At 57.7% G+C, this 15,257-nt stretch carries 14 protein-coding genes; 1 reads left to right on the forward strand and 13 read right to left on the reverse strand.

Annotated features, from left to right (window positions below):
* Positions 1-61: 61 nt before the first annotated feature.
* Positions 62-1,738: an AMP-binding protein gene (locus AC13E3_RS19175; protein ID WP_482902353.1), complete on the reverse strand. Its 1,677-nt coding sequence runs from the start codon at positions 1,736-1,738 to the stop codon at positions 62-64.
* A gap of 188 nt (positions 1,739-1,926) precedes the next feature.
* On the opposite strand from AC13E3_RS19175, the gene AC13E3_RS19180 reads away from it, so the two are divergent.
* Positions 1,927-2,412 (forward strand): MaoC/PaaZ C-terminal domain-containing protein, encoded by a 486-nt coding sequence (locus AC13E3_RS19180; protein WP_008171821.1) that lies wholly within the window; start codon positions 1,927-1,929, stop codon positions 2,410-2,412.
* Positions 2,413-2,457: 45 nt separating this feature from the next.
* Here the strand turns inward: AC13E3_RS19180 and AC13E3_RS19185 are convergent, their stop codons facing one another.
* The 12 genes from AC13E3_RS19185 to AC13E3_RS19240 all read right to left on the reverse strand — a co-directional run bounded on the left by AC13E3_RS19185 (position 2,458) and on the right by AC13E3_RS19240 (position 15,252).
* Positions 2,458-3,462: an AgmX/PglI C-terminal domain-containing protein gene (locus AC13E3_RS19185; protein WP_482902354.1), complete on the reverse strand. Its 1,005-nt coding sequence runs from the start codon at positions 3,460-3,462 to the stop codon at positions 2,458-2,460.
* Positions 3,455-3,943 (reverse strand): ExbD/TolR family protein, encoded by a 489-nt coding sequence (locus AC13E3_RS19190; RefSeq protein WP_405419934.1) that lies wholly within the window; start codon positions 3,941-3,943, stop codon positions 3,455-3,457. Before AC13E3_RS19190 ends, AC13E3_RS19185 begins: the two co-directional genes overlap by 8 nt.
* Positions 3,940-4,470 carry a biopolymer transporter ExbD gene (locus AC13E3_RS19195; protein WP_482902355.1) on the reverse strand — a complete coding sequence of 177 codons (531 nt, stop codon included), beginning with the start codon at positions 4,468-4,470 and terminating at the stop codon, positions 3,940-3,942. Before AC13E3_RS19195 ends, AC13E3_RS19190 begins: the two co-directional genes overlap by 4 nt.
* On the reverse strand, positions 4,467-5,093 hold the full coding sequence (locus AC13E3_RS19200; RefSeq protein WP_053115389.1) for a MotA/TolQ/ExbB proton channel family protein: 627 nt from the start codon (positions 5,091-5,093) through the stop codon (positions 4,467-4,469). The genes AC13E3_RS19195 and AC13E3_RS19200 overlap by 4 nt, the downstream gene beginning before the upstream one ends.
* Before the next feature lie 16 nt (positions 5,094-5,109).
* Entirely contained in the window at positions 5,110-5,457 is a 348-nt protein-coding gene (locus AC13E3_RS19205) for a hypothetical protein (RefSeq protein ID WP_288365455.1), read from the reverse strand.
* The gene (locus tag AC13E3_RS19210) at positions 5,458-5,943 is read right to left on the reverse strand and encodes a tetratricopeptide repeat protein (protein ID WP_008171831.1); all 486 of its coding nucleotides are present in this window, start codon (positions 5,941-5,943) and stop codon (positions 5,458-5,460) included.
* On the reverse strand, positions 5,933-8,740 hold the full coding sequence (locus AC13E3_RS19215; protein ID WP_482902356.1) for a tetratricopeptide repeat protein: 2,808 nt from the start codon (positions 8,738-8,740) through the stop codon (positions 5,933-5,935). Before AC13E3_RS19215 ends, AC13E3_RS19210 begins: the two co-directional genes overlap by 11 nt.
* Entirely contained in the window at positions 8,737-10,143 is a 1,407-nt protein-coding gene (locus AC13E3_RS19220; protein WP_482902357.1) for a tetratricopeptide repeat protein, read from the reverse strand. Before AC13E3_RS19220 ends, AC13E3_RS19215 begins: the two co-directional genes overlap by 4 nt.
* A 6-nt stretch (positions 10,144-10,149) precedes the next feature.
* Positions 10,150-10,698 carry an AraC family transcriptional regulator gene (locus tag AC13E3_RS19225; RefSeq protein WP_482902358.1) on the reverse strand — a complete coding sequence of 183 codons (549 nt, stop codon included), beginning with the start codon at positions 10,696-10,698 and terminating at the stop codon, positions 10,150-10,152.
* A gap of 345 nt (positions 10,699-11,043) precedes the next feature.
* Positions 11,044-12,222, reverse strand: a complete 1,179-nt coding sequence (locus tag AC13E3_RS19230) for a vWA domain-containing protein (protein WP_482902359.1) — start codon at positions 12,220-12,222, stop codon at positions 11,044-11,046.
* Between the two features lie 34 nt (positions 12,223-12,256).
* Positions 12,257-13,099 carry an AAA family ATPase gene (locus AC13E3_RS19235; protein ID WP_482902360.1) on the reverse strand — a complete coding sequence of 281 codons (843 nt, stop codon included), beginning with the start codon at positions 13,097-13,099 and terminating at the stop codon, positions 12,257-12,259.
* A 17-nt stretch (positions 13,100-13,116) separates the two neighbouring features.
* Complete coding sequence (locus AC13E3_RS19240; protein WP_482902361.1) at positions 13,117-15,252, reverse strand: VWA domain-containing protein; 2,136 nt, start codon at positions 15,250-15,252, stop codon at positions 13,117-13,119.
* Positions 15,253-15,257 lie beyond the last annotated feature (5 nt).

A 15,257-nucleotide genomic window follows, 5' to 3' on the forward strand; every position in this document is an offset into this window, starting at 1 on the left:
GTCTTAAAAACGGAAAAACCCCGCCGAAGCGGGGTTTTCCTTGATCCACTGCCAGGAAGGCTTACTTATTGTTCGCCTCGTCCCGCAGTTCACGGCGCAGGATCTTGCCCACATTTGTCTTGGGCAGCTCGTCCCGGAACTCGAATTTCTTGGGAACCTTGTAGGCGGTTAGCCGCTCGCGACAAAACTCCTTGAGCTCGTTTTCCGTCACGCCTTCAGCCGTCGGCACCAGGTAAACCTTGACCGCCTCACCACTCTTGGCATCGGGAACGCCAACCGCGGCGCACTCGACCACTTTCGGATGGCTGCTGACCACATCTTCGATCTCATTCGGGAACACGTTGAAGCCAGAGACAATGATCATGTCTTTCTTGCGATCGACAATACGGATATAGCCGTCTTCCTGAATCAGGGCAATGTCCCCGGTGCGCAGATAGCCGTCCTCGGTGAAGGACTTCTGGGTATCCTCAGGGCGCTGCCAGTAACCGCGCATAACCTGCGGGCCCTTCACGCACAGCTCGCCGGGCTCGCCAAGAGGCGTTTCATTGCCTTCTTCATCCAGGGTTTTAACCACTGTAGACGGAATCGGAAGGCCGATGGTGCCGATCTGAATGGCGCTGTGGGGGTTGAAGGTCACAACCGGGGACGTTTCGGTCATACCGAAGCCCTCGCAGATCTCACATCCAGTGACCCGCTCCCACATCTTGGCAGTGTCGCTTGTCAGCGCCATGCCGCCCGAGGAGGTCAGCTTCAGGCCGCTGAAGTCCAGAGCCTGAAACTCTTCGTTGTTGCAAAGCGCAACAAACAGGGTGTTCAGGCCGAGGAAGGCGGTGAACTTGTGGTTTTTCAGCTCTTTTACAAAGCCCGGGATATCCCGCGGATTCGGAATCAAGACATTGTGGGCGCCCGCCTCAAGCATGATGCCGCAGTTCAGGGTAAAGGAATAAATGTGGTACAGCGGCAGGGGCGCAATCACCACTTCCTGTCCCTCAACCACCATGTCTTCCATCATCGGACGGGTCTGCAGCAGGTTAGCGACCAGGTTACCGTGGGTCAGCATTGCGCCTTTGGCCACACCGGTGGTCCCACCGGTATACTGGAGTACGGCGATATCGTCCTGCTTGCACTCAACCGGGGTGAATTTTTCACGGGCGCCGGCACTCAGGACTGCCGGAAGCTTGTGCGCCTGGGGAATATTGAACGGCGGCACCATCTTCTTGACGTGCTTGACCACGGCATTCATCAGGGTGCGCTTGATCGGCGAGTGCATATCCGCTATTTCGGTAACAATCACGTGCTCGATGCCGGTATGAGGCAGCACCTTCTCCGCGTTATCCGCCATGTTGGCCAGCACCACCAGGGCCTTGGCGCCGGAATCGTTGAACTGGTGTTCCATTTCCCGCGTGGTATACAGCGGGTTGGTATTCACCACAATCAGGCCAGCCCGCATGGCACCAAACACAACAACCGGGTACTGGCTTACGTTGGGCATTTGTACGGCAATACGGTCGCCGGGCTTCAGGTCTGTCTTGTTCTGAAGCCAGGCCGCAAAGTTACGGCTCTGGGTGTCGAGGTCACGGTAAGTGAGAGTTGCGCCAACAGCACTGAATGCGGGACGGTCGGCAAACTTTTTGACCGACTGCTCGAATACATCCACCATGCTTTTGTACTTGTTCAGGTCCACCTCACGGGGCACGCCGGCGGGGTATTTATCCTGATAGAACTGCTCAAAATCCATCACCATCTCCTGTTTGGCGCTTTTGATTGTAATGATTTACCGATGTCAGGTTGATCAGAAAATCAACCCTACAAAGGTATCAGCCTCAAAAAAGTGGGGAGAGAATAGCAGTTTTGTAACCGATGAGGTAGTTTTCGAGACTCTTACCCGAACACCTGTACTCAAATGACAACAGTGCGGAGCACGCGATGAGCGATACCCTTGATACCCTGGAAAATATCACCTACGACGAGCTGAACGAGGGCGACACCGCCACCTTTACGCGCACCCTCACCGAGGACGAACTGGTGCTGTTTGCGGCGGTCTCCGGTGATGTAAACCCGGTACACCTGGACTCCGAATTTGCAGCCGGCTCCATGTTCAAGGATCGGATTGCCCATGGTATGTGGAGCGGCTCCCTGATCTCGGCGGCGTTGGCAACGGTCATGCCGGGCCCCGGTACCATCTACCTGGACCAGAGCCTGTCTTTCAAGCGGCCGGTGAAACTGGACGACACCCTCACCGTTCAGTTGAAAATCCTCCGCAAGGAACCGAAAGGCCGGGTCGTGGTCGAGTGCGACGTACGTAATCAGAACGATCAGAAGGTGGTCATCGGGGAAGCGAAGGTCATCGCGCCATCGGAGAAAGTGTGTCTGCACAAACCCCGGTTGCCGAAAATCACCATCGAAAACTAAGCTCGCCGTGTCGGGCAGTCCCTCGCTGGCTGCCCGATCAAGTTATCAGCCGGGCAGGAAATCAATCGGAAATCTGACCTTCCGGGCCTCAACATTGTCAGCCCCGAAATTGAACAGCCGCACGCGCATTGCAATCCGCTGTTCCAGCGTGGGGTGCTCGAGCTCTGAGCTGACCACCTCACAGGCAGACACCGAGCCATCCGGTTCGATTACCAGCTCCAACAACACCTTGCCCTTGAGGGTCGGATCCTGCCGAAGCTCCCGCCGGTACATGGAATAGAGTGCCGTTTTCTGGGCATCGAATACTTGCCGGATATTACTCATTGCCCGCTCGCCAACCGATGGCTCGACCTTTGCCGGCCTGGCGGCCACTTTTCGGGATTCTTCCTCGGGCGCATCAACCGTTTTGACCTCATGCTCAGCCACAGCGACAGTGGTTTCCGGCGCCGGAGCGTCCTCCACACCACCGCTTCCACTGAGGACTTGCTGAGAATCCTCGCGCGATTTCGTTGCTTCGGCCGCCTCCGACTGTGTGTTGACCGCAAACTCACGGGCTGGTGTGGGTTCAGGCGACCTGAGTGAAGCCAGCTTGTCTCTCATGGCCAGCAGCCCGGAGCGGGACGCTTTTTCCCTGGCTTGCTCGGTGGTCTGCTTGGGCTTCGGCTCGGATACGGCCTGAGGTTCGGATTCTGGTTTTGGGGCAGGCACAGGGTCGGGTTCAACCCTGGCAACTTTCGGTTCCGGCTGCTTTGGTTTTTCTTTCTTCGCTTCCTTCACTTCCGGTTCTGGCTCAGGTTCTGGCTCGGGCTGAACTGGCTCCGGTGGCACAATCGGTTTAGGCTTCTCCACCAGCCGCGCCAGCCGGGGACGAACCTTCTCGGCCTCGCTGCGCTCAACCTCCGGTACATCCAGCATTGGGATCAGGAACGCCGGTGGCAAAAACAGCGCCAGCATCAACAATACAATACCCGTAAATCTTCGACTCTCGCCGAGATCACGACTCCATGGCAGCCCCGAACCCGTCGCAGGGGAATATCCGTTATCAGCCATTACGGACCTCCCCTTCCACTGCGAGGCGCACCTGTCGATATTGTTCATCAACACAGGTCTGCATGACCTTGCGAAGCAATCGGTAATCGGTATCCCGGCCGGCCATAATGGTTACTTCAAGCCCCTCCTCGGGAACTTCAGACCAGCGGTTGCGGCGCCAGGAAAGCTCTTCCGACAGACCGGCGATATAGGTGTCACTGGTCTCGATGCCATCCAGTCTTGCCACTTCGCTGCCCTGGACCAGAATGGCATTGGCCGTTACCTGGACTGTCAGGCTCTCAACCGCCTCCTGTTGAGCCGTGGACTTTGGCAAAGGCACGTCTGCGGTGTTCTGCATCACTTTCACATCCGAGGAATTCACCATCAGGAAAAAGACCAGGATGGTAAAGATGTCCATCAGCGACACCAGGTTCAGGCCCCCGGGCTTGTGCATCCGGCCGTAATGCCGACGAATTCTTTTCGCCTTTCGGGACGTTCTCATGCGCCCTCCCCTGATTCGGCCCTGGCGTTTGCGGCAAGCTTCCGGTCTTCAGGTGCATCCATCAGCGAAACATCGGGAAACAGCTCCCCCTCAACCACGCTGGCCGCAACTACCGCCGGATAAGAGCGGACGGTATCCATGGCAGTAACCAGTGTCTGGTAATCGATGTCCGGTCCGACTTCCAGCACCAGGTCAGTTTTATCCGGCACACGGGTTTTTATCTGCCTAAGTACCTGACGAAGGTTCTCGAAATCCTGCCCTTCCTCGCCCACGGGCAGCGCCTGGATCAGACCGCGGTCGCTGTCGGCGATCTCGATACCTTCCGGAATCAGAGTAACCACGAGCCGGAACTCTTTAGCATCCGGCGCCTGCCCGGCATCCATTCCCGGAAAATTCAGCTCGATCATCCGGACCTGGCTGAACACCATGCCAAGCAACAGGACGGGTACCAGCACAATCATGAGATTGAGAAAGGCGGTGATATCCAGCTCCGGAGAACTACTTAACCTGCGGTGACGGCGTCTCATGGTTCAGACACAATGTTCAGCAACTTCACCCCGGCCATTTCGAAACTGTCCACAATCTCGTTGGTGCGGGTCTGCAGTACCGCGTGGAACATGAGCAACGGGATCGCCGACATCAGGCCGAAGGCCGTCGTGTTCATGGCCACGGAGATACTTTCTGACAGCAGGGTTGCCTTCTGGGAGGGATCTGCCGCCGCCACGGCGGTAAACGCAGCAATAAGACCAATAATGGTTCCCAAAAGGCCGAGCAGCGTGGCGATATTGGCCAGGGTCGCGAGGTACTGGGTGCGTTTTTCCAGGCGCGGCAGCACTTCCATCAGGCCCTCTTCCATGGCGTACTCGATATCCTCTCGCCGGCTGTTGCTGAGCAACCGGCCAATGCCGGCGCCCATGATCGAGGCAATAGCGCTGTCGGAGTTGGTGGCAGCTTTCATCGCCCGCTGATAGTCCCGTTTTCTCAGCAGCGGCAGGATGCCTCGCTCAAAGGCAACCCGGTTACGCCGCCGCACCGCCGAAAGATAAAAGAACCGTTCCAGAGTGATGGCCAGCCCCAACGCCAGTACGATGGCAATGGGGTACATGAAGGGCCCGCCTTCCTGGAAAAAACGTACGATAGTGTCCAGCATGCTTGTTCTCCCGTTATTACTTCGCAGTCACTGCTGAGTCTCCGAGGGGACTCAGGATCAGAGGGTTGAGGTTTTCGCGAAACAGACGGTGCCGCTCCAGGGCGACCGGGTCAGCCGGACGGACCAGTTCCGGCGCCTCGTCATGCAGATCTGCCCTTGGCCGTCGTGGCAGGCTCGGCGCCTGCCAGGGCAATATGTAAAGTACCCGGGGCTCGTCTTCGCCAAGACTTGCAGACAGGCCCTCAACACTGAGCCTGAGAGTGTCATCCTGATCCGCCTGCGCCTGGTTGACGAACAACACCTGAAGGCCTGCCAACAGCAGCGCGTTAAAGAGGTTTTTAGAGGTTTTCCGGCTACCAATCATTTATTCCAGCCTCCTTTCCAGGTCCGCAATCCACCCGGCCACCTCCTGGTCGTCTGCTTTGGTCAGTTCCCGGTACCGGTTGTAGTGCGTGAGGGCTGTTTTCAGATCCAGCAGATAGAGTTCGGCAATCACCGCCAGATTGAAATGCAGCTCCGCTACATCCGGTGAATGGGAAATGCCTGTTTCCAGTAATTTCACGGCTTCGGCGAACCGGTACTGATCCTTCAGGACCAGCGCCAGATTGTTCACGGTCACGGCATTGGTGGGGTCCAATTCCACGGCTTTCTGCCAGGCTTTCGCCGCTGCACCTTTGCGACCTTCTTCGAAGGCCTTGCGCCCTTCCTTTTCAAAGCTTGCCGCCATTTCCGGATCGGCTTTGACCGGCTCCTGTGGCTGCCGGACTTCCTGACCGGCACAACCGGTGAGAAACACCAGCAGCAGGAATGCCCAACGCAGCCCTTCTTTACGTAACGGATTACACCCCATCGTTAGACTCCATGTTCCAGCTGAGCCATTTGACACTCCGCTCGTAGCGTCCCGGGTGCAGTTCCGCAAGAACGCCAAGGCTTCGACCTATCCAGGCGTCATAGCCCTCCGATGTAATCCGGCGGTGGTTTTCCGTGTGCAGTTGAATGGCCTTCTCTTCGAAGGGATACGCTTCTTCTTCAAGCAGCATCTGGTACTGCATGGCCTCAAGCTCATTCAGGTCCGAAGGTACGGCTGACGTCATCAGGTCTTTGGCCAGGCCCCGGTAGAGCTCTGCCCGGCGAAACAACGATTCAGACAGAACGCGCTCGCCGCCGAGGGCTTCGGCGTCCAGGAATCGCTGTCGAGCGGTTTCCAGTGCCTTCTGCTTGCGCGCCAGAGATTGTTCCAGAGGCTTACTCAGGCTGATGCTGGTAAACGCGGCAGCCGCACGGGCGCCAAGCACCAGAGAAGACCGGGATGCCCACTCAAGGGTGTCGGCACTGTGCCAGGCGCTGCCCAGTTCTGACTGCACCAGTGCTTCTCGCCAGTGATCCGGATCGTCACCAGTTTCTGTCAGGCGATAACGGAAGGTCTGCAGGCGCTCATGTTCAGATCCGTCGCCAGCCTTCGGGCCGGTAGCAAGATAGTCCCTGTACAGGGCATTCCGCTCCGCTACATTGCCGGCCTCATTCAGCAATTCCGAAGCCCGCAGCCGCAATTGCCAGGGGGTGGCATGATTTTCAGCGGCCTGCAGCAATTCGGATGCCGCCCGGGTGGGTTTATCGGACTGAATCCAGGCGTGTACCAGCTTTTCACTGATACCCGCAGTCAGATCATGTTGCGGGTGGTCGGTGCGGAACTCTTGCAGGTCGACAACAGCGGCTGTCCAGTCCGATGCCTTGAGCAAGGTATTGGCGGCGTCGTAACGGGCCCGGATGGCGATTTCGGAGCCGGGTAACACTGAATCAACCCGCCGGAAATGACCCACAGCCTCTCCGAGCCTGCCCTGGGATGCTGCCACTTCCCCCTGGCGATAAACGGCCGTCGCCAGTTGCCTGCGAATGGCCGCCAGCTGGTCGCCGTTTACATCCTTGAGCTGATCGCTCTCGGCAAGATCCAGCGCCTGATTCCACGCGCGTTCCGCCAGTCCATAATCGCCCTCTTTCTGGCGGATCCGGGCCGTTACCTGCCAAGCAGCGTATTGCTCTGCCGGCGATGCCCCGGGGGCGGTAAGAACCTGCGAAGCATAGTGCAACCCCCGCTCATGCTCGCCGGCAGCAAGCCAACGGGCAGCCAGATCCGCCATCAGGCCGGAAACCCTGTTATCACCCGCGTATCGCTCGTTAAAACGATCGGCTTCGTCTGAAAGATCCTCCAGACCAGGCCTGAACGCTGCAGCCCCGTACTGCTGGTCGATGCCGTCTCGCAACAGAGTGACGGCGGCCCAGGCAGCATCTGCTGCCTCACTGTAACCGGGCGCCTCATAGGCAGCCTTGCGAAAGTTCGCCAGCGCCTTCGGAAAGTGGCCCGCCTGCAATCGGGCATCCCCGGCAAGGCGCAAGACCTCACCGCTCTGGGCAACCCGGGGCGCCAATCCTTCATAGTAAGTGGCAGCCTGTGCAAAGGCAGACTCAGAGTTTGCAACCTGCCCCTGTTCCGCCGAGCGGGCGCCCAAATCATAGTGATAGTCCGCCAGCCGTCTGCTGAAGCTCCGCCACTTGTCCTGCTGGCTCCCATTCAGCCCGGCAAAGGCGGAATCCAGGCTATAGCTGTGGACGAATCGGGCCCGGGCCGTACGAACCCGCTCCGCGTCACCCGCCCCTTGCCAGACATCCACCACCTGCAACCGAAAGGCGGGAACGGAATGGTGATTCGGGGAAGACTCGATGAAGGCCCGGTTAGCGGCAACACTGGCCCTGGTCTCGCCCTGGATGGCGTAATAATCCGCGAGCCGGTCGAACAACAGGTGTTCCCAGGGGCGCGGCTGGGCCTTATCCAGCCACGCAATGAGGGTGTCCGGCCCACCCTTTCGGGCCGCCATCAATGCCAGCACCCGGAAGGTATCGTCGATGGTATCAACACTGGATTCACTGACCGACGCAAGGCTCTGTTCCTGCGGCAGAAACTCGTCCAGAACCTCGACAAACGTGCCTGCGGCCCTGTTCCATGCAGACGGGCCCTGTTTGAACTGGCTCCAGCCAAGCATGTATCGGGCCTTGGTGCTGAACTCTTCGCTGTCGCCGGATTCAATCAATTGCCGGTAGCCGCTTTCTGCCTCAGCGTACTGGCCAGCAGCAAAGGCGGATTCCGCCAACCGGAACCGGGCCTCCGGTACCAAAGGGGAATCAGGGTAGAGCCCCACCAGCTGTTTCAGCCTCTGGATAGACGCATCCTGCTGTCCTGTCAGGGCATGGGCCTTGGCCATCTGGTAAAGCAGTTCATCCAGCCGCCCACCATAGGAGCCGCGCGCAAGGATGGATTCGTAACTGCTGATCGCCTCACTGTAGACCCTTTCCTCTTCAGCCGGAGAAAACCCTATGTCTTCACCTGAACGATCCCGGATATTACTCAGGCGGTTAAGGGCATCAATCCGGACCTCTGGCTCGTCGGATGTCCGGAACAGGCGATGGTAACGACGAGCAACTTCCGAAGGCGAGATGGCCGGCATCGGCCGGCTTTCAAAGGTCAGGAACACCGGGCGCATATCCCCGATGGTCTCGCCGTCCCGGCCCAGTTCCACACGAAAAGATTCCTGCGCCACAGCCGGCGCTGCCAGCAGTAAGGAAAGGCAGAAGCTCTGAAACGGCCGGATCATGGTTGGGTCTCCTCCAGGTTCTGAAGGGCGAGATATTCATACAGGTGAGCTATCTGCTGTTCGGTTTTGTCCAGTGCGAAGGCCATCTTCTGGTCACTGGCTTCGACATAGTCGAGAGCCAAATCGTCCAACGCCGTCTCAGATGCTTCAAGCAACTGACGAGCAGACACTAACAGCGCTTCGTTGCGCTCTGTCAGCGCAGCGGCAGAGTGACGTAACCGTTCCAGGATTTCCGGTTGCCCCGATGCCTTGCTCCGGACCTGGCTCAAACGGGTCTGGGCATCCGTCAGGGTTTTCTGGAGAGCCTCGATACGGGCTTGCTGGCCGGGACCGGCGCTATCCGCGAGGCGCAGCAGCCGTGCACCGAGCTCCGCCCCCCGCGCATTAAGATCAGCGGTGCTTTGCCTGGATTCCTGCTGATGGATGCCGACCAGCTGTTCTTTCAGAGCGCCCTGAAACACCTCCAAATCGTGACCGTGGCGTTCAAGTTTTACCGCCATCGAACGAAGGGCTGCCACCCGCCCTGCGGCCCTCTGGACGCCAGGGTCCTCCATGAAGCCAAGAAGATAGGCCATTCGCGGTTGAGTCAAGGTGCGGCTGTCGGCAAGAAACCAGTCAACCCCGGTCTCCCTGGCATCTTCCACCAGGGTTTTGTAGGCGCCCTGTTCGCGAATCTTGCCGGCAAGTTTACGAAGCGTGACCCGTTCACTCTCGAACGCAGCGTTGGCCGCAAGGTAGGCTTCTCCAGCCTGCCCGAGATAGCCGGAGAGATCGTAGCCGCGCCCCATCCCTATCCATGCGTCGGCAACTCCCGGGTAGGCCAAAGGATATTTCCTCGCTCGATGCCAGCTCTGCATAGCGGCCCGGTGATTGCCTTTTTCTGTCAGCGCCAAGCCGTGCAGGTAAAGGGCCCGCGGCGTGTTGAAACTGTCGAGATCGACCTTCTCCAGAAAGCCGATCGCTTTATCGAATTCGCCGTGCTGGTAGGCAAGGTAGCCCGCGCGGACCAGCAGATTATTCTTCAGATGTTGGCTACGCCCGGAATCGGCGTCACCGTCGGACATGGCTAACGCCACTCGCAGCGCAACCAGCGCCCTGGCCGGGTTAAGATCGGTTTTCGCGTAATCGCTGGCAAGATTGAGGTAACCCAGAGCCGCCCAGTAGCCTTCTTTCATACCGGCCAGGATTCGCCCGGCCTCATCAGTGCGGCCCGCGGTTCGTGCCGTCTCAGCATCTTCATAGAGTGCTTGCTGTCGCCCATCTCCAAGATCGAGGCCGAGTTCTCCGGCCTGCCGGAATTGCTTGAGACCGGAAAGGACGTCGTCTGGCATTGCCGGGGTGGCCGCCACGGAAAAACCGGAAACAGTCAGAGGCAACACAATCAGCAGGACCCGGAACATCATGGCGCCCTATTCCCACTCCATGAATGAAACCCGGGGTTCGTAATCGGGCGCCCGGGCTTCCAGGCTCATCTGCAAACGGAGCACTCCGGGGCGTTTTCTGAACCGATGGGTGGATTCCCGCCGTACGAAATCATCATCGGCAGAGCGGGCGGTAATCACCGTTTTCAACTCATGCTCGCCGTTTTCCAGGTTCCCGGTGAACAACTGCTGGATGCCGCCGCGTTCAAGCGAGGCCCGCTCTCTATCGGAATACAGGTGCGAAGCCACGGGCTGGCCATTGACGAACAGCTCGACGGAATCAAGATCGAGGGCATCCCGGCTCTGAAGTGTCAGAAAAACTGCCAGTCGGGTATTGGCTGGATGCAGGACCTTCTGTTCAAGGGCGAAGACGCGCTCCGAATGACTGGCGACTTCGGCACTCAAGCGTTCGAGTTCCTCGTCAAGCCCGTCGGCGGCTGCCACCGAGGCAGCCAGCAATGACAGAACCACCGCACCGAAGCGAACTAACCTTTTGTGTGCTATCCGGCGCCTTTGTGATTTTTGTGTGCCGAACATAAGCCTCCTGCCCTGTAGCCTCTGTAACTCATGCAAACTTCTGTAACAGATCGGCAGAAAGCGTAACACTTGGTAACCGCCAAGAACGGTATCCAGATCACCAAATGAAAAACGCGAGTCCGGCAGTTAAAAATTGAGAAGAGTGTCGACTTATTTGACAGGGTGAAGAGAGTTATCGGAGCAAAATAAAACCTAATCGGATAAGCTGAATTTTAAACGACTGTTTTAGCAGCTTTTAATTCAACTGGCCCCGTATTTGCTCGCTGGAAAGCGGCGGGCGTGCCTTCGGGCAACCCCGCTTGATATGCCGAGCTTTGCCGATGCCCTCAACCGCATCGGCTTTTTTTATTTACTCAGCTGTTTCATGGCCGACTCAAGGCCCTCGACGGTCAGCGGATACATGTGGTCGTTGACGAGCTGTTTGGTCATTCCCAACGAACCTCCGTTACCCCAGTAACTCTCCGGAAGCGGGTTGATCCAGACAACCTTGCGGAAGTGCTCATTGATACGTTGAAACCAGGTAGCGCCCGCTTCCTCGTTCCAGTGCTCAATTGAACCACCGGGATGGGAAATCTCGTAAGGCGCCATGGTCGCATCGCCGACAAAGATCACTTTGTAGTCGGGCGTGTACTTGTGAAGAATGTCCCAGGTGCTGGTGGTTTCATTCATCCGCCGGATATTGTTTTTCCAGACACTTTCATAGACGAAATTGTGGAAATAGAAATATTCCATGTGCTTGAATTCGAGCCGTGCGGCCGAAAACAGCTCCTCACAGACACGAACGTGGGGGTCCATGGAGCCGCCCACATCGAAGAAGATCAGCACTTTCACAGCGTTATGCCGTTCGGGCACCATCTTCAGATCCAGATAACCGGCATTGCGGGCAGTGGAACGAATCGTGTCGTCCATATCCAGCTGGTCTGCCGCACCCTGGCGGGCGAACTTACGTAACCGACGCAGCGCCACCTTGATGTTCCGTATGCCCAGAGTCACGCTGTCGTCCAGATCCTTGAACTCGCGTTTTTCCCAGACTTTAACGGCCCTGCCGTGGCGGCCATTCTTCTGGCCAATACGGAAGCCTTCGGGGTTATAGCCGTTCGCCCCGAATGGTGAAGTGCCGCCGGTTCCGATCCATTTGTTGCCACCGGCGTGGCGCTCTTCCTGCTCTTCCATTCGCTTCTTGAAGGTCTCGATAAGCTCCTCAAGGCCTCCCAGAGAATCAATTTTGGCCTTCTCTTCCTCAGACAGGTGCTTCTCGAACTCGGCCCTCAACCAGTCGTCCGGAATCAGGGCTTCCAGCAGGTCGTCGAGGTTCTCGATACCTTCAAAGTAAGCCTGGAAGGCACGGTCAAACTTGTCGAAGTGGCGCTCGTCCTTCACCAGGCAAAGACGGGACAGGTAATAGAATTCCTCCATGTCCGCAAAGGCGAGCCGCTTCTGCAGGGCTTCCAGAAGGTCCAGAAATTCCCTCAGACTGGCAGGCACCCGTGCGCGCCGGACTTCAAGAAAAAATTCAATCAACATAAAACGTGACTCTTGCCAATGATCTTGCCGAGAATCAGCTGCGGCGACGGGCCATAAACGCGAGCTTCTGCAACAGGTGAACATCCTGCTCGTTCTTCACCAGAGCACCATAAAGAGGCGGCAGCGCCGAACTGGAATCCTTCTCCTGCAACATTTTCGCCGACAGCTCATCAGCCATCAGCAGTTTCAGCCAGTCAATCAGCTCCGAGGTGGACGGCTTCTTCTTGAGGCCCGGGACCTTGCGCACATCGAAGAAAACTTCCAGAGCATCGCGAACGATTTCCTGCTGCAAGTCCGGGAAATGCACGTCCACGATATTCTGCATGGTGTCATGGTCCGGGAAGCTGATGTAGTGGAAGAAGCACCGGCGCAGAAAGGCATCCGGCAGTTCTTTTTCGTTGTTACTGGTGATCACCACGATCGGGCGTTTCTTTGCCTTAACCAACTTTTGAGTCTCATAGACAAAGAACTCCATCCGGTCGAGTTCCAGCAAAAGGTCATTGGGGAATTCGATATCCGCCTTGTCGATCTCATCGATCAGCAGAACCACCTGCTCGTCCGCCTCGAAGGCCTCCCAGAGCTTGCCCTTGACGATGTAGTTGCTGATGTCCTTGACCTTCTCATCACCTAACTGGGAGTCCCTCAGACGGGAAACCGCATCGTATTCGTAGAGCCCCTGTTGGGCCTTGGTGGTGGACTTGATATGCCACGGAATCAGCCTCATACCCAGACCGGCGGCCATTTCCTCCGCCAGCAGGGTTTTCCCGGTGCCCGGCTCGCCTTTGATCAACAGCGGGCGCTGAAGCGCAATTGCTGCGTTGACGGCCATTTGCAGGTCATCGGTGGCTACGTACTTCTCGGTACCGGTAAACTTCATGCTCTGGTTCCTGTTGGTTACTTTTTCTGGTCTTTCTGATCAGGTTTCTTTTTCGCGTCGTCTTCGGGCAATCCGGACTCGTCCTGATCATAATCGGGTAAATCGTCGAACTCGGACAGATCGAAATCCTCAAGCCCGAACTCTTCCTCGTCATCGTCTTCCTGCGCATCAGCGTCGGAGGGATCGGCGACATCCTCCAGCTCCGGGATATCCTCGTCCATATCCGCAGGCTCTTCCTCCACCGGGGTATCCGCTACCGGGATGTCCTCTTCCAGTTCGTCGGTCGGTTCAATCTCTGGTTCCGTAAGCGCTTCATCTTCCGACTTCAGAGCGGCCTCATGTTCATCAATGACGGCCTCCAGCTCAGACATATCCTCCTCAGATGCTTCCTCGGTTACCTCAGGGATTTCCTCGGCTTCGACATCCTCTTCCGGCTCTGAGACTGCCTCCGGCTCGGGTTCTGGTTCGGGTTCGGTCTCTTCCTGCAGATCCTCAAGTGTTTCGCGCTCTGATGCTGCTTTCTCTTGCGCCTGCTGATCCTGTTTACGCTTACGGATGGCAAACCAGACCAGACCGCCAATGAAGAGAAGCCCACCGCCGGCTGCGCCGACCATCCACAAAGGCACGGCAAAATCAGGTTCCGCGTCTTCCGGCTCCTCAGGGGCCGGTTCAGGCTCCTGGACCGCTGGCGTCTCTGGCTCCTCCACCTCGCTTACGTCGATGGGCGATGTAATCGCCGGTTCCTGCCCGGATTGCTCCGGCTGAGACACCGGCGGCTCCGGTTCAGACTGCTCAGGGGCGAGTGCCGGTTCTGTCACCTCCGGCTCCGGCGATTCAGCCGGCTGATCAGCGGGCTCAGCCCCTTCAGGCATCGTAAACCCGACGGTGGCGCTGAACTTGCGGCTGAAGGTCTGGCCATCGGCCACCACGTCAAAGGTGTAGAGGCCCGCGGCTGGCAAACGACTTACCGTATCCCGGTAAGTGCCGTCTTCCGGCGGCTGCTCTCCCGACAATACCTTGGTTCCACTTCTGCCATCCTCGGAGGTGATACTGAGGCTGACCTCAATCACACCCAGAAAATCGGGATTAGTGATTTTCTCCCCTTCTTCGAAAAAGCCGACCCGGAGCTTGAGGGGCTCCTGCAATGTGAATGATGGAGGCAGAGGATTGACCACCATCCTCAGATCGCTAACGACCGTAACCCGGCTGCCCTCTCCGAGTTCGCCATTAATGCGCCACTGCCCTGCCAACGGCTCATTGACCGTAATAAGATCATAACCGGCTTCCCTGGCCCACCGGACGTTGTCGGGAAACTCCGAAAGATTAACGACCCGATCGTCCGGGCGCACGAGGGCAAGCTCCCGGGTGGCAGAGGTTTCAGACTCGCCCCAGAAAATCAGGGCGGTAAACTCACGAACGCCCTCGTCCACAGTAAAGCCATTGCCCTCAATGGGAATCTGCTCCTGTGGGACCGCGGTATTCAATGCCTGAAGAAATGCCAGGTTCAGCGCATCTGCTGTATCCGCCACCTGGAAACGACCGCCGGACTCCGTCGCCAGGGCCTTCAGAAAGTCAGTATCGGCAGCCTCTGACAGGGCTACAGGGTGAAACGTGGCGCCCCGCTCGATGAGATCCGCCACAATCGTGTCCAGAATCCGTTTCTCTTCTGCCGTATTGGCGGCGGCATCGTCGGAGATATCGACCTTGCCATCAGTTAGCAGGATAAAGTGGGTCTGCCCCAGATCGCCATCCGTAAAGTAGTCATCGCTTGCCGTCTCAATAGCCGCGCCAAGGTTGGTTCTGAGGGCAACCGAATTGATCTTCGCGGAGCGCTGGATGGCCATATCCCGCCAGGCATCGGTCACTTCCTGGTGCGGCACCAGCATGTTGACGTATTGCCCAAAAGTCCAGACACCGGCGGTGGCTCCCTCAGGCAGGAGCCGGGCGAGCAGGCGGACTGCCGGCTGACGAAGGTTTTCCGGATCGGTGTCTTTCATGGAACCCGAGATATCGACAATGATTCGCACGTCCGACTGTTCTGGCAGTTGAACGTCATCACTTTCCTGGGCGCCAAGCCCGCCAGACAAGCTGAGCGCGAGAAAAGCCGCGAACAGGCCCAACCATCTCGATGTCATCTCTCTCAAGGCATCCATCCTTT

This window comes from Marinobacter sp. L-80 (assembly GCF_056859395.1).

Excerpts from the sequence above, each read along its gene's own strand:
- AC13E3_RS19175 (WP_482902353.1), bottom strand. The coding sequence starts at position 1,738 with ATGGATTTTGAGCAGTTCTATCAGGATAAATACCCCGCCGGCGTGCCC.
- AC13E3_RS19180 (WP_008171821.1), top strand. The coding sequence starts at position 1,927 with ATGAGCGATACCCTTGATACCCTGGAAAATATCACCTACGACGAGCTG.
- AC13E3_RS19185 (WP_482902354.1), bottom strand. The coding sequence starts at position 3,462 with ATGGCTGATAACGGATATTCCCCTGCGACGGGTTCGGGGCTGCCATGG.
- AC13E3_RS19190 (WP_405419934.1), bottom strand. The coding sequence starts at position 3,943 with ATGAGAACGTCCCGAAAGGCGAAAAGAATTCGTCGGCATTACGGCCGG.
- AC13E3_RS19195 (WP_482902355.1), bottom strand. The coding sequence starts at position 4,470 with ATGAGACGCCGTCACCGCAGGTTAAGTAGTTCTCCGGAGCTGGATATC.
- AC13E3_RS19200 (WP_053115389.1), bottom strand. The coding sequence starts at position 5,093 with ATGCTGGACACTATCGTACGTTTTTTCCAGGAAGGCGGGCCCTTCATG.
- AC13E3_RS19205 (WP_288365455.1), bottom strand. The coding sequence starts at position 5,457 with ATGATTGGTAGCCGGAAAACCTCTAAAAACCTCTTTAACGCGCTGCTG.
- AC13E3_RS19210 (WP_008171831.1), bottom strand. The coding sequence starts at position 5,943 with ATGGGGTGTAATCCGTTACGTAAAGAAGGGCTGCGTTGGGCATTCCTG.
- AC13E3_RS19215 (WP_482902356.1), bottom strand. The coding sequence starts at position 8,740 with ATGATCCGGCCGTTTCAGAGCTTCTGCCTTTCCTTACTGCTGGCAGCG.
- AC13E3_RS19220 (WP_482902357.1), bottom strand. The coding sequence starts at position 10,143 with ATGATGTTCCGGGTCCTGCTGATTGTGTTGCCTCTGACTGTTTCCGGT.
- AC13E3_RS19225 (WP_482902358.1), bottom strand. The coding sequence starts at position 10,698 with ATGTTCGGCACACAAAAATCACAAAGGCGCCGGATAGCACACAAAAGG.
- AC13E3_RS19230 (WP_482902359.1), bottom strand. The coding sequence starts at position 12,222 with ATGTTGATTGAATTTTTTCTTGAAGTCCGGCGCGCACGGGTGCCTGCC.
- AC13E3_RS19235 (WP_482902360.1), bottom strand. The coding sequence starts at position 13,099 with ATGAAGTTTACCGGTACCGAGAAGTACGTAGCCACCGATGACCTGCAA.
- AC13E3_RS19240 (WP_482902361.1), bottom strand. The coding sequence starts at position 15,252 with ATGGATGCCTTGAGAGAGATGACATCGAGATGGTTGGGCCTGTTCGCG.